Consider the following 12,819-nt stretch of genomic DNA (forward strand, 5'->3'; position numbering starts at 1 on the left):
GGAGCGTCCTACCCCATGAACAATGCACGCCCTCTGCTTCTGCTGTTGATCGCTGAGAGTGAGGATGACTACCAGCACATTCGCCGGCTGCTCGGCGAGGAGAAGCTGGTGCACCGGCGCCTGGAATGGGCCGGCAGCCTCGACCAGGCTGCCGAGACTCGGGACTCGCCCCTTGAGCCCCGTATCTGGCCCCATCGCCTGAAGAGCGGCGATGAGATCTTGGCAGAGGTGACGGTCAGCGCCCTAGACCTCGAGGGGCTCCCGGCCGCTCTCGCCGCGCTCAGGGACGTAACCCCGGGGGCTCAGTCTGACCGAGCGGCACAGCGCAAGAATCGGGATTGTCAGCAATTGCTGAGCGACAGCCGCGACGCCATCCTGCTGGTCGATAGGCACGACACCGTGCGCTACGCCAACCCGGCCGCGGAAACCCTGCTCGCCGCCCCCCTCGACGAACTGCTGCGCCAGCCCCTGGGGCTGGCCCTGGAACCTGGCCGATTGCACGAGTGCGCCTTGCCGTTGGCCAACGGTGAGACGCTCAACCTAGAGGTGCAGTGTTCGCGGACCGAGTGGGATGGCCAGGACATGCGCCTGCTCCTGCTCCGGGACATCAGCGCTCGCCTCGCGTCGGACAAACAGCTACGCCTACTGCGCCGCTGCCTCGAGAGCAGCTACCAGGGCGTGCTGATCTGCGATGCCCATGCCCAGGATCTGCCGACCCTCTACGTCAACCCGGCGTTCGAGCGCATCACCGGCTACAGCGCCGCGGAGGTCATGGGACGCAATTGCCGCTTCCTCCAGGGCGCCGAGCGCGACCAGGCCGCAGCCGCCGAGATACGCCAGGGGCTGCAGGAACAACGCGAGATCCACGTAGTGCTGCGCAACTTCCGCAAGGACGGCAGCCCCTTCTGGAACGCCCTGTACATCGTCCCCGTACCCGACGAGCAGGGCCGCATCGGTCACTACCTCGGCATCCAGAACGACATATCCGAACAGAAGCGCTTCGAAAGCCAATTGGCCTACAACGCCAGCCACGACGTGCTCACCGGCCTGCCCAATCGTTCCCTGCTGGAAGATCGCCTGAACCAGGGCTGCCAGATCAGCCGGCGCTACCGACGCAGCCTGGCGGTGCTGTTCATCGACCTGGACGGCTTCAAACCGATCAACGACAACATGGGCCACAGCGTCGGCGACCAGATCCTGGTGGAGCTCGCCCGGCGCATGAATCAGCAGGTGCGTCCCGGCGACACAGTGGCGCGCCTGGGCGGCGACGAGTTCGTCATCGTTCTGCCAGACCTGGCCCGCGAAGAGGATGCCTTGCTGGTGGCGGACCGCATCATGGCCAGCATCGCCCAGCCCTACAGGGTGGCCGGCATCGAGATGCACATCACCGGCAGCATCGGCATCGCCCTCAACGACGGCTCCATCGATCAGCCCAGCGTACTCATCCAGCAGGCCGACCTGGCCATGTACAAGGCCAAACAGCAGGGACGCAACAACTACCAGTGCTACACCCAGGACCTCGACCAGCGGGTCAGCGAGCGCACCACGTTGCGCAGCGAGCTGCAGAAGGCCATCGAGGCCGAAGCCTTCCAGCTCTACTACCAACCACAGATCGAGGGCCGCAGTGGCCGGGTCGTGGGTTACGAGGCACTGCTGCGCTGGCAGCACGCCGACCGCGGCTTCATCTCGCCGGCCCAGTTCGTCCCGGTGGCCGAGAATACCGGACAGATCATCCCGCTCAGCGAGTGGGTCCTGCGCACGGCCTGCCGCCAGGCGCGCGCGCTCCTCGACCAGGGCTGGACCGGCACTACCCTGGCCGTCAACGTCTCGCCGGTGCAGTTCCAGAGGGCCAACTTCGTCGAGAGCGTGCTCAGGGTACTGGAAGAGAGCGGACTGCCAGCAGAGCTGCTGGAACTGGAGCTCACCGAGGCCGTGCTGCTGGATAACGCCGAACGGGCGATCTTCGTCCTACAGGAGCTGAAGGACCTGGGCGTGCATATCGCCATCGACGATTTCGGCAGCGGCTTCTCCAGCCTGAGCTACCTGAAGCGCCTGCCGATCGACAAGCTCAAGATCGACCGCTCCTTCGTCCAGGAAGTGATCAGCGACAGCACCGACGCGGCGATCTCCCTGGGCATCATCTCCATGGCCCACCACCTCAAACTCAAGGTGGTCGCCGAGGGCGTGGAAACCGAGCCCCAGTACGCCTTTCTGAAGAAGAACCGCTGCGACGAATTCCAGGGCTACTACTTCGCCAAGCCCATGCCGCTGTCGCTGCTGCAGGAGTTTCTTCGCGCCCAGCGCGACAGCCGGCAACTGCAGCAGCCCGACCCCAGCGGCGAACGCAACGCCCAGACCCTGCTGCTGCTCGACGACGAGGAAAACATCCTGCGTGCCTTGACCCGCGTGCTGCGCCGCGACGGCTATAGGATTCTCTCCGCCAGCCATGCCCAGGAGGCCTTCGCCCTGCTGGCCAAGCACGAGGTGCAAGTGATCCTCTCGGACCAGCGCATGCCGGAAATGAATGGCACCGAGTTCCTCAGCCGGGTCAAGGATCTCTACCCCGCCACCATCCGCATCGTGCTCTCGGGTTATACCGACCTGAAGTCCGTCACCGACGCGATCAATCAGGGCGCCATCTACAAGTTCCTCACCAAGCCCTGGGACGACGCCCAACTGCGCACCACCGTGGCCCAGGCGTTCCAGCACTACAGCCTGGCGCAGGACAAGGATCAAGGCGCGGCAGCGCCGGACCACCAGCCGTCCTGAGGCGCCCGACCTTGGCGACTGTGCCAGGCCGAGCCTGCTTGGCCAGGATATCGCCCTTCATGGCTATCGCCGAACCCCGAGCTGCCGCCCGGGAGCGCCCACTCGCACATCCGGGCCGCGCGACAGACGCCCTACAGCTGGATAGGTCGCCGACCGGCGATCGAATGGGCCAAGGTGCCGCCGTCGACCAGCTCGAGCTCGCCGCCGAGCGGCATGCCATGGGCGATACGCGAGGCGACCAGGCCCTTGCCCGCCAACAGCTGAGCGATGTAGTGCGCGGTGGCCTCGCCTTCTACCGTCGGGTTGGTGGCGAGTATCACCTCGCTGAAGTGCCCCTCGCCGACCCGCACCAGCAACTCGGGAATGCCGATGGCTTCCGGGCCCAAGCCATCGAGCGGCGACAGATGGCCCTTGAGCACGAAATAGCGGCCGCGATAGCCGGTCTGCTCCACCGCATAGACGTCCATCGGCCCCTCCACCACGCACAGCAGGCTGTCGTCGCGACGTGGATCGAGGCAGCTCTGGCACAGTTCGTCCTCGCTCAGGGTGCGACACTGCTTGCAATAGCCAACTCCTTCCATGGCCTGGGTCAAGGCCTGGGCCAGGCGCAAGGCGCCACTGCGATCACGCTCCAGCAGGTGCAGCGCCATGCGCTGGGCGGTCTTCTGCCCGACGCCCGGCAGGACGCGCAGGGAGTCGATCAGGTGACGGATCAAGGGGCTGAAGCTCATAGGTTACTCGCAAGCAACAGGCGTGTTAGCCACGCCTCGACTGTTGGACCACTACTGCTGCCACGCGGGCAGACGGTACGCAGAACGGGCCACAGGCAGGCGTACCGGCGACCAGCGAGCCTCCCGCGCCTGCATGCGACGCCGCCCCGCGTGCTGGACGTTCCGGTCAGAAGGGCATCTTGAAGCCGGGTGGCAGCTGCATGCCGGCGGTCATGCCGGCCATCTTGTCCTGGCTGTTCTGCTCGACCTTGCGCACCGCATCGTTCACCGCGGCGGCGATCAGGTCTTCGAGAATCTCCTTGTCTTCCTGCATCAGGCTGTCGTCCAGGCTGACGCGCTTGACGTCGTGCCGACCGGTCATCACCACGCTCACCAGGCCCGCGCCGGACTGACCGGTCACTTCGGCATTCGCCAGCTCTTCCTGCATCTTCTGCATCTTTTCTTGCATCTGCTGGGCCTGCTTCATCAGGCCGGCCATGCCACCTTTCATCATGGTGCTAGTCCTCGGTAATCAGGGGTCATTCAATACGACCTGTTCACAGTAAAGGGCGTTTCCCACGCCCGCCACCCCATACAGGCCCTAGGTATCCACCGGTTCTATGCTGTCCGCCCGGATGCTCGCGGCGAACTGCTGGATCATCTGTTGTACCAGCGGGTCGTTGTGGATCGACGCCTCGGCCTCGCGCTGACGGCTGGCTCGCTTGCGTGCCGCCGCCTGGGCCGGGGTTTCCTGCTCGGGCTGGCGCAGCTCGATCTGCAGCTTCAGCTCACGCCCCAGGTGCTGGTTCAGGGCCTCATTCAGGCGACGCTGCTGGGTCGCGTTGAACAGCGCGCTGTGCCCCGGGTCCAGGTGCAGCAGCCAGTTGTCGCCCTCGGCTGAGATCAGCGTGCAGTTGGCCCCGATGCTCCCGGTCATGCCGGACAGCCCCAGCTGGGGGAAGAGCGCCAACCAGTCGGCGGCCAGGCCAGTGGCCGGCTGCGCCGCGACCGTTGGCTCCGGCTCGGCCGGCTGTGCGGTGGCGACTGAAGCGAAGTCGTAGTCGAAGGACTCGGCATCCATCTCCACATAGTCGTAGTCGCCCGGCGGCGGTTCATCTTCGCCCTCGACCTCGGCCGGCGCATCGCTGTCGACGGTTTGCAGCGCCACGCCCCCGGGGACGGCTCGAACAGGTGCCGCCTCGACCTCGGCAGCCGCCGGCGCCGCGGCACCGACCGGGGCGGGGGCGATGGGCATAGGCTGGGGAGCCTGCTCCTCCCACGGCAGGTCGGTGACCGCCGGCGCGGCGGCCGCCGCGGTCGCAGGCGCCTCGGGCACGGTAGGCGCTGCGGACTCCGCTGCGACCTCAGGCTCGACAGGCGCCCCTACAGGAGCGGCCGGCTGCTCCGCCAGCTGCGGCTCGGGCGGTGCTGCCGGCGCCGTGATCGGCACCTGGGACTCGCCGGCAGGGACAGGGGCGACAACAGCCGGCGCGATCCTGGCCGCGTCGGCCACTGGGTTGTTCCGGGGATCAGCAGTGGCCTGGCTAATCCCTAGCGGCTTTAGCGCCACCCTCGGCGCATCGTCGCTGTCCGCCGGGCGGAACGCCAGCATGCGCAACAGCACCATCTCGAAGCCGCTGCGCGGGTCCGGCGCCAGGGGCAGGTCGCGGCGGCCGATCAGGCCCATCTGGTAATAGAACTGCACGTCCTCGGCCGGCAGCGCCTGGGCCAGCTGCAGCACCCGCTCGCGATCGCCCTGGCCGTTGTCCACCGCTTCCGGCAGTGCCTGGGCGATGGCCACGCGGTGCAGCACGTTGAGCATCTCCGCCAGCACGCCATTCCAGTCCGGGCCCTGCTCGGCCAGATGACGCACCGCATCGATCAGGGCGCGCGCATCACCCTCCAACAGGGCGTGCAACACGCCATACACCTGGCCGTGGTCCAGGGTGCCGAGCATGGCCCGCACATCGGCGGCCAGCACCTTGCCCTCGCCGAAGGCAATGGCCTGGTCGGTCAGGCTCATGGCGTCGCGCATCGAGCCATCGGCCGCACGGCCGAGCAGCCAGAGGGCATCCGCCTCGAAGGGGATGCTTTCGGCGGCGAGCACATGGCTGAGATGCTCGACCACCCGCTCCGGCGGCATGTTCTTCAGGGAGAACTGCAGGCAGCGCGAGAGGATGGTCACCGGCAGTTTCTGCGGATCGGTGGTCGCCAGCAGGAACTTGACGTGCGGCGGAGGCTCTTCCAGGGTCTTGAGCAAAGCATTGAACGAGTGCGACGAGAGCATGTGCACTTCGTCGATCAGGTAGACCTTGAAGCGCCCACGGCTCGGCGAGTACTGCACGTTGTCCAGCAGTTCGCGGGTGTCCTCGACCTTGGTGCGGCTGGCGGCGTCGACTTCGATCAGGTCGACGAAACGCCCTTCGTCGATCTCCTTGCAGATCGAGCAGACGCCGCAGGGCGTCGAGCTGATGCCGTTCTCGCAATTCAGGCACTTGGCGATGATCCGCGCGATGGTGGTCTTGCCCACCCCGCGGGTGCCGGTGAACAGGTAGGCGTGGTGCAGCCGCTGGCTGTCGAGGGCGTTGATCAGCGCCTTGAGCACATGGGTCTGGCCGACCATTTCGCGAAACGAGCGCGGACGCCACTTGCGTGCAAGAACCTGATAACTCATCGAAACCCGTCACGAGAGGAAAGCATTGAAGTGGGCTAATGCTAACGGAGCATGGGGCAAATTGCATCCGATGCACAGCCCCGCTAATGCCCGCCGCGTCACTCGGTAGAAAATCAGCTGGCCAATATTTGACCAGTCGGTTACCATCCGCAGCGTTCGTACCACGCTGCACGTCAATCAGGCCTCCCGGCCTCGCGGATTACCAAGCGAAGAGCGCATCTACCCCTGTCGTAGATGCCGCACAGCTCTCGACCTGGACCGACCCGCAGACTGACCAGGCCGTCGCGCCAAACACCGACTCTAGCCTGCTACCGAAGTACCGACCCGCTCGCGCGCCGACAGCTCGGCCGCCACGCGTGCAACTTCGCTCCGCTCGGATTCACCTTGCCGGCCGATGGGCCGGCTCCCTGGAGCATTACTCTGCGCAATGACGCGCCCGCCAGTTCAGGAATCACCCCCGGAAATGAATACCCAACAGCAACTCAGAACCGCCATGCACACGCTCTCCAGCGCCTTTGCCCCACACGACTGCCGCATCCTCGCCGCCCGCAATGGCAGCTTCAGCTTCACCATCGTCAACCATGCCGGTATCGCCCAGCACAGCCAACGCCTGTATCCGGGCCAGTACGGCGACGAGTCCCTGCAGCAGGTGATACGGCGCGCTCGCCAAACATTGCGCGCCTGATCGGCGCGGCACCGCTGAACTTAACGCTCGCTCCATGGTCTGCTCTTATCCACCTCAGGATAGAGTACGGTCATGGACAACCCCAATCAGCAACTCGTCGATCGCCTGTTCACCCCCTTGCGCGCCAACTTCAGCAATCCACGCCCGGACGGCAGCATCGTCCTTTCCCTGCTCGACGAAAGCGACGCCACCGCCTACAGCCGAGTGCTCAGCGCCACTCAACTGAGCGACCCGCAGGCCTTCGCCCAGAGCCTGGAAGACATTCGCCTGGAACTGGCAGTCCGCTCCGGCAATATTCCCGCAGAGATGCGCAAGGCACTGAAGGAACAGGACAGCGTGCTCAGCTACCACAGCGCCTGAGGCAAACGCTCGAACAACAAGGCCCCGCCCAGGCGGGGCCTTTTGTTGCGCACACGGTCACACGCACGAACCCGCCAGCGCGCGCGACCGCTCGCTCACCAGCCGCCCCGCACAGAGGCGCCAATGATGGCTTAATGCCCTGAAAGTTCCCGACAAACATGGACCGAAGCTGCGGCAGCAGCTCCCGACAACGGACCAACACCTCTCGCCTGCTACGGGCCTACAGGGGGCGCCTTATCTCGGACAGGGAAACAACAGGCGAATGACATCCGGCACCACGATTCGGAAGTAATAGACCGAGTGGCGGGACAGCAGCAGATAGGAAGGGGGAGTAGACACGGATGTATCACTCCTTGTACCACTGCGTGGTATCGGGTGAAAAACCGTTAAGAATCAGCATCTTATATACTGGAGGTGGACCCCACCAGCCACACCCCGGCACACAATGTCACCGCTGCGGCTGCTCCCTTCCGGGCCTGACCGGGTTCACGGCTGATCGTTGCGGGGGGACCGGCAGGGCCACCATAACGCTGCCCACCAGGCGGCGGGCCGCGCCATTGTACCGGCTTGGCCTGAACTTACAACAGCTTCAAGCACTTAGCGCAAAAAACGATGCCCTGGCTCCTGCGGAACTGGCGAGGCGACGAGCAGCCACTGGTCTGCCGTGGAACTTCCGCCCTGCCGCCCGCTCACAAGGCGCTCGCGTTTGCACCGGGGCCATTTCCGGCGGTGCCAACGAGGCGAAATCGCAGTACCCTGCGCGGGGCACTACAGCACCACCTCTCAATTCAAGGAGTACCACATGGCCATGACCAAAGACCAGCTGATCAGCGATATCGCCGAAGCCATCGACACCCCGAAGAGCACCGTGCGTGCTGCCCTCGAGCAACTCAGCGAGATCGTCAGCGACGCCCTGGAAAATGGCGACGAAATCACCCTGCCTGGCATCGGCAAGTTGAAGGTCGGCGAACGTCCGGCCCGCACCGGCCGCAACCCGCAGACGGGCAAGGCGATCGAGATCGCGGCGAAGAAGGTGGTCAAGTACGTGCCGGCCAAGGCCCTGACCGACGCGATCAACTAAGTCAAAGCGGCAAGCCATCGCACGAAGGTGGGTGAGTTCGCCGCGAAGCCAGCCCACCCGAGTCACTGACAGTCATCAAGGCGCAGTTACCGCGGTCACCTCGACTCCCGGAACCGCTGCAACTGAGTCGATGGGGGGCTGGCCGGCGCCGAGTCGGCGAATGCGCCTGACCTGCTGAATCCGATTGAGGTTTTCCCACGCCGCGGCGTAATGCGCCGGCGATTGTTCGATCGCGCTGCGAAAGAACTGCTCGGCCACATCCAGCTTACCCTCCACCAAACAGATGTAGCCGACATCGTTACTGGCCTGGGCTCTATTCCCGATCTGCTCGAATGCGGAAAGCGCCTCTTCGTATCGCTCCATCCGCGCCAGCAACAACCCGTAGTTGCGCCACAAGGGCTGGTAGGAGGCATCGTAGTCGATACCACGCTGGTAGGTCCGCTCGGCCTCGGACCACTGCCCGTCCAGGTAATAGGAGTAGCCCAGGCTATTCTGCACCAGCACCGAGCGCGGATCGATCAACAAGGCCAAGCGGTAATAGGCCTCGGACTGCAGGAAGTCGTTGCGCAGGTCGGCAAGAACCCCCAGCCCGTTGTAGACCTTGAGCGGCGACTGGCTGTCCACCTTGAGTCCGGTCACATTCGCAGGATCAAGGCCATCACCGTGTCCCTGGCGCCGCTGGTCCAGGGCCACCGCCTTGGACAACAGCTTGACGGCGGCCTCATGGTTGCGCCCGGCCAGCTTCAAGAGCCCCTTCTCCGCCAGAGCATCGAGGTTCTCCGGATCGCTCGTCAGCACATCATCGAAGGCCAACTCGGCGAGTTGAGCATTGCCGCGCTCGCGGTGGATGCGACCGACCCAGACCAACGCCGCATAGCGCTTCGGGTCCAGCTCCAGGGCGTGCAGGTACTGGAACAGCGACTGATCCAGATCGCCCGCCTGGTAGGCCATGGCGGCCATCTGCATGGCCTGATCGGGCGAATTGGTCTGTTTCTTCACTTGGTAGAGCAGCGAGTTGTCGCCCCTGTAGACCGCACGGCTATCGATCGTCGATTCCGGCCCCATGGTCTGACACCCCGACAGCACGGCCATCGTGCCCAACAGCAGTCCGATCCTTTTCATCTCATACCTTCCCGAAGACTTTGAGCACCCCGACGATGGCCGGGCCTATGGCCACCAGGAAAAAGCTCGGCCACAGGCACAAGATTAGTGGGAATACCAGCTTCGTGCCGATCTTCGCCGCCGTTTCCTCGGCTTTCTGGGTACGCCGATCGCGAAACTCCTCGGCATAGATGCGCAGGGTGGCGGCGACGCTGGTGCCGAAGCGGATGCTCTGTGCCAGCAGGCTGACCAGTCCCTGGATGTCCTCCAGCCCAGTGCGCTCGGCCAGGTGCTTGAGCGCCTCGGTGCTGGGGATGCCGGCACGGATCTCGGCATTGACCAGGGCCAGCTCCACCGCCAGCTCCGGCTGGCTCACGGCCATCTCGTCGGCCACCCGCTCGATGGCCTGGGGCAGCGCCAGGCCCGACTCCACGCACACCACCATCAGGTCCAGGGCATCGGGGAAAGCCACCAGCAGCCGCGTCATGCGCGCCTGCTTGCGCTTGTCGACATAGATGGCCGGTACCAGCCAGCCGACCGCGGCGCCCCCCGCCACCAGGCCGACGCCCATCAGCAGGGACAGTTTGGGGATCAATGGCAACGCCAGCAGCGTCAGGCCTGTCAGTACCAGCGGTGCCAGCAGGCGCACGGCCCAGTATGTCTGCACCGCCGCAGGCGAGCGATAACCGGCATGCATCAGCAGAGTCCGCGTCGCCGAATCCCGCCCGTCCTCGGCGGAGGTGAAGCGCTGGCCGACCTGCTCCAGCATGAGCTGCAGGTTGCTCGGCGTCTCCTGCCCATCGCCCTCCCCGCCATGCCCGCGCTTGATCAAGGCCAGGCGACGCTGCAGCGGATCCTGCAAACCGATCACCAGCAGGCTCACGGCGACCAGGACGAGCACCACGCTCAGGCCAATGGCGCCGACGAACAGCATGCGGGCCATTTCCTCGTTCTCTACTACTCGATTGAGCAGGCTTAGCAGATAGTCCATGACGAGCACCTCCCGCGCTACCGCCAGCGGTTAGACTTGGATCCTGATGATCTTGCGGATCCAGAAGATCCCGACGAGCATGGCGACGAAGGCCGCCATCACCAGCTTCTGGCCGATGGGCTCCTTGATCAACAGGGGCAGATAGGTCGGGCTAGAGATCACGATCGCCGCCGCCAGCACGAACGGTACGGCCACCAACACCCAGGCGGACATGCGCCCCTCGGCCGACAGGGTCTTGACCTTGCGCTGGAAGCGGAAGCGCCCGCGGATGAGACTGCTCAAGCGCTCCAGTACCTCGGTCAGGTTGCCGCCGGTGTCGCGGTGGATCAGCACCGAGGTCACCAGCATCATCACGGTCATGCTCGGCATCCGCTCGAGCAGGCCGAGCATGGCCCGGCGCACGTCGTTGCCGTAGTTGATATCGGCGAAGGTCAGGCCGAACTCGTGGGCCACCGGCCCCTTGTGCTCCTCGGCCACCAGTTGCAGGGTCTCGTTGAACGGATGGCCGGCGCGCAGGGCACGGCACATCGCGTCCAGGGCGTCCGGCAGGCCCTCCTCGAACTGGGCGAAACGCTTGCCGCGGTCGCTGGCGATCTTCAGCACCGGCAACCAGCAAACAATCAGGGCAACCGGCAGCGCCAACCACCAGAGCCGAGTGAACAGCCACAGCAGCACGCCGGCCGCCACGCCCAGCAGCAGCCCGAGCAACAGCACGCGGTAGGCGCGATAGCCGTGTCCGGCCTGCTCGATCATCTGCGCCAGGGCCTCCATGGCCGGCAACTGTTCCAGCCGGGCCTCCAGGGGCGACAGGCGCCGCAAGTATTTCTGCCGCAGCACCGTCTGCATGTTCGGCAGGTTGCTGGCATGCTCCAGCACATGCAGGCGCGACCTGATACGTTTGCGCACCTTCCCCGCTTCACCGAATACCGGCACCACCAGCCCCTGGCTGAGCAGGAACACCGCGGCGAACACCATGCCGAGGAAGGCCAGGATGAATTCGCTGGGAATCTGGTTCATGACTGAGCCTCCATCCATTCCGGGCGAAACAGGTTGAGCGGTAGCTCGATGCCACGCTTGGCCAGCACATCGCGGAACGCCGGCACCATGCCGGTCGGCCGGTAATCGCCAAGCACTTCGCCCTGCTCGCCGATGCCACGGCGAACGAAGCCGAATATCTCGGTCATGGTGATGATCTCGCCCTCCATGCCGTTGATCTCCTGCACGCTGACCAGGCGCCGCTTGCCGTCTTCCTGGCGCTCCAACTGGATCACCACATCGATGGCCGAGGCGATCTGCTGGCGCAGGGCCTTGATCGGAAAGGTCGCGCCGGTCATCGACACCATGTTCTCGATACGCCCCAGGGCATCACGCGCGGTATTGGCGTGGATGGTGGTCAGCGAGCCGTCGTGGCCGGTGTTCATCGCCGTGAGCATGTCCAGCGCCTCGGCGCCACGCACCTCGCCTATGACGATGCGGTCCGGGCGCATGCGCAGGCTGTTGCGCACCAACTCACGCTGGTTGACCTCGCCACGCCCCTCGATATTCGGCGGCCGGGTTTCCAGGCGCACCACGTGCGGCTGCTGCAGTTGCAGTTCGGCCGAGTCCTCGATGGTGACGATCCGTTCGTTGTGCGGAATGAAGCTGGACAGGACGTTGAGCATGGTGGTCTTGCCGGTGCCGGTACCGCCGGACACCAGCACGTTCAGGCGTCCGCGCACGATGGCCTTGAGCACCAGGGCGATGGCCGGAGTCAGGGTGCCCATCTGCACCAGGCTCTCGGCATTGAGCAGGTCCACCGCGAAACGACGGATCGACATGCTCGGCCCGTCGATGGCCAGCGGCGGGATGATCGCATTGACCCGCGAGCCGTCCTTCAGGCGCGCGTCCACCAGCGGCGAGGACTCGTCGATACGCCGGCCCAGGTTGGAAACGATACGGTCGATGATGTTCAGCAGATGCTGATCGTCGCGAAAGCGCACATCGGTGCGCTGCAACTTGCCGTGGCGCTCGACATAGACCGAGGCGTGGCCGTTGACCAGAATGTCCGACACGCTGTGATCGGCCAGCAGCGGCTCCAGCGGCCCGAGCCCGAGCACCTCGTCGGTGATCTGCTTGATGATCAGCTGGCGGCTGCTGACGCTCACCGGCGCCGAATGCTCGTCGAGCAGGCGCTGGCTCAGTTCGCGGATCTGCCGCCCGGCATCGGCGGGCTCGAGGGAGTCGAGCAGCGACAGGTCCATGACCTTGAGCAGCTGCTGATAGATCTTCTCCCGCCACTCGCTTTCCATCGGATTCAATCTGGACCTGGTCTCATAGAGGGTGTCCGGCGCGCTGCCCTCCCAGGCCATAGGCGCCGCGGCGGCGCCTTCGGCGAGGGCCTCCTGCGCGTCTGCCTTCGAGTGCTTGGCGGGCTGCTGGCGCAGTCGATTACGAAATTCACTGAGCATG

At 65.2% G+C, this 12,819-nt stretch carries 11 protein-coding genes and 1 other RNA gene; 4 read left to right on the forward strand and 8 right to left on the reverse strand.

All coding sequences use genetic code 11. The features are described 5' to 3' along the window. The first annotated feature begins 15 nt into the window (after positions 1 to 15). Positions 16 to 2,769, forward strand: coding sequence for an EAL domain-containing protein (locus I0D00_RS02290; RefSeq protein ID WP_213638144.1), 2,754 nt, complete (start codon positions 16 to 18; stop codon positions 2,767 to 2,769). A gap of 131 nt (positions 2,770 to 2,900) precedes the next feature. Here I0D00_RS02290 and recR read toward each other — a convergent pair whose 3' ends face one another. The 3 genes from recR to dnaX all read right to left on the reverse strand — a co-directional run bounded on the left by recR (position 2,901) and on the right by dnaX (position 6,153). After that, on the reverse strand, positions 2,901 to 3,500 hold the full coding sequence (gene recR, locus I0D00_RS02295) for a recombination mediator RecR (protein WP_213638145.1): 600 nt from the start codon (positions 3,498 to 3,500) through the stop codon (positions 2,901 to 2,903). A 166-nt stretch (positions 3,501 to 3,666) separates the two neighbouring features. Then, positions 3,667 to 3,993, reverse strand: coding sequence for a YbaB/EbfC family nucleoid-associated protein (locus I0D00_RS02300; protein WP_208706694.1), 327 nt, complete (start codon positions 3,991 to 3,993; stop codon positions 3,667 to 3,669). Positions 3,994 to 4,080: 87 nt separating this feature from the next. Then, positions 4,081 to 6,153, reverse strand: coding sequence for a DNA polymerase III subunit gamma/tau (gene dnaX, locus I0D00_RS02305; RefSeq protein ID WP_213638146.1), 2,073 nt, complete (start codon positions 6,151 to 6,153; stop codon positions 4,081 to 4,083). A gap of 463 nt (positions 6,154 to 6,616) precedes the next feature. Between dnaX and I0D00_RS02310 the strand changes: the two genes are divergently transcribed. Both I0D00_RS02310 and I0D00_RS02315 read left to right on the forward strand, forming a co-directional pair. After that, a complete protein-coding gene (locus tag I0D00_RS02310; RefSeq protein WP_213638147.1) occupies positions 6,617 to 6,838 on the forward strand; it encodes a hypothetical protein in 222 nt (73 codons plus the stop codon). A gap of 72 nt (positions 6,839 to 6,910) precedes the next feature. Further along, positions 6,911 to 7,198, forward strand: coding sequence for a DUF3509 domain-containing protein (locus tag I0D00_RS02315; RefSeq protein WP_213638148.1), 288 nt, complete (start codon positions 6,911 to 6,913; stop codon positions 7,196 to 7,198). 419 nt (positions 7,199 to 7,617) lie between these two features. On the opposite strand, the gene ffs is transcribed toward I0D00_RS02315, so the two are convergent. Next, positions 7,618 to 7,714, reverse strand: an RNA gene (ffs, locus tag I0D00_RS02320) — signal recognition particle sRNA small type. 286 nt (positions 7,715 to 8,000) lie between these two features. On the opposite strand from ffs, the gene I0D00_RS02325 reads away from it, so the two are divergent. Then, on the forward strand, positions 8,001 to 8,279 hold the full coding sequence (locus I0D00_RS02325; RefSeq protein WP_213638149.1) for an HU family DNA-binding protein: 279 nt from the start codon (positions 8,001 to 8,003) through the stop codon (positions 8,277 to 8,279). Positions 8,280 to 8,354: 75 nt separating this feature from the next. Here I0D00_RS02325 and I0D00_RS02330 read toward each other — a convergent pair whose 3' ends face one another. Genes I0D00_RS02330 through I0D00_RS02345 form a run of 4 tightly spaced genes read right to left on the reverse strand, consistent with a single transcriptional unit; the run spans position 8,355 to position 12,818 of the window. Further along, a complete protein-coding gene (locus tag I0D00_RS02330) occupies positions 8,355 to 9,401 on the reverse strand; it encodes a tetratricopeptide repeat protein (protein ID WP_213638150.1) in 1,047 nt (348 codons plus the stop codon). A gap of 1 nt (position 9,402) precedes the next feature. After that, positions 9,403 to 10,371: a type II secretion system F family protein gene (locus I0D00_RS02335; RefSeq protein ID WP_213638151.1), complete on the reverse strand. Its 969-nt coding sequence runs from the start codon at positions 10,369 to 10,371 to the stop codon at positions 9,403 to 9,405. A 30-nt stretch (positions 10,372 to 10,401) separates the two neighbouring features. Continuing rightward, positions 10,402 to 11,388: a type II secretion system F family protein gene (locus tag I0D00_RS02340; protein WP_213638152.1), complete on the reverse strand. Its 987-nt coding sequence runs from the start codon at positions 11,386 to 11,388 to the stop codon at positions 10,402 to 10,404. Continuing rightward, positions 11,385 to 12,818: a TadA family conjugal transfer-associated ATPase gene (locus I0D00_RS02345; RefSeq protein WP_213638153.1), complete on the reverse strand. Its 1,434-nt coding sequence runs from the start codon at positions 12,816 to 12,818 to the stop codon at positions 11,385 to 11,387. Before I0D00_RS02345 ends, I0D00_RS02340 begins: the two co-directional genes overlap by 4 nt. Position 12,819 lies beyond the last annotated feature (1 nt).

It is taken from the genome of Pseudomonas lalucatii (genome assembly GCF_018398425.1).
Lineage (GTDB): Bacteria > Pseudomonadota > Gammaproteobacteria > Pseudomonadales > Pseudomonadaceae > Aquipseudomonas > Aquipseudomonas lalucatii.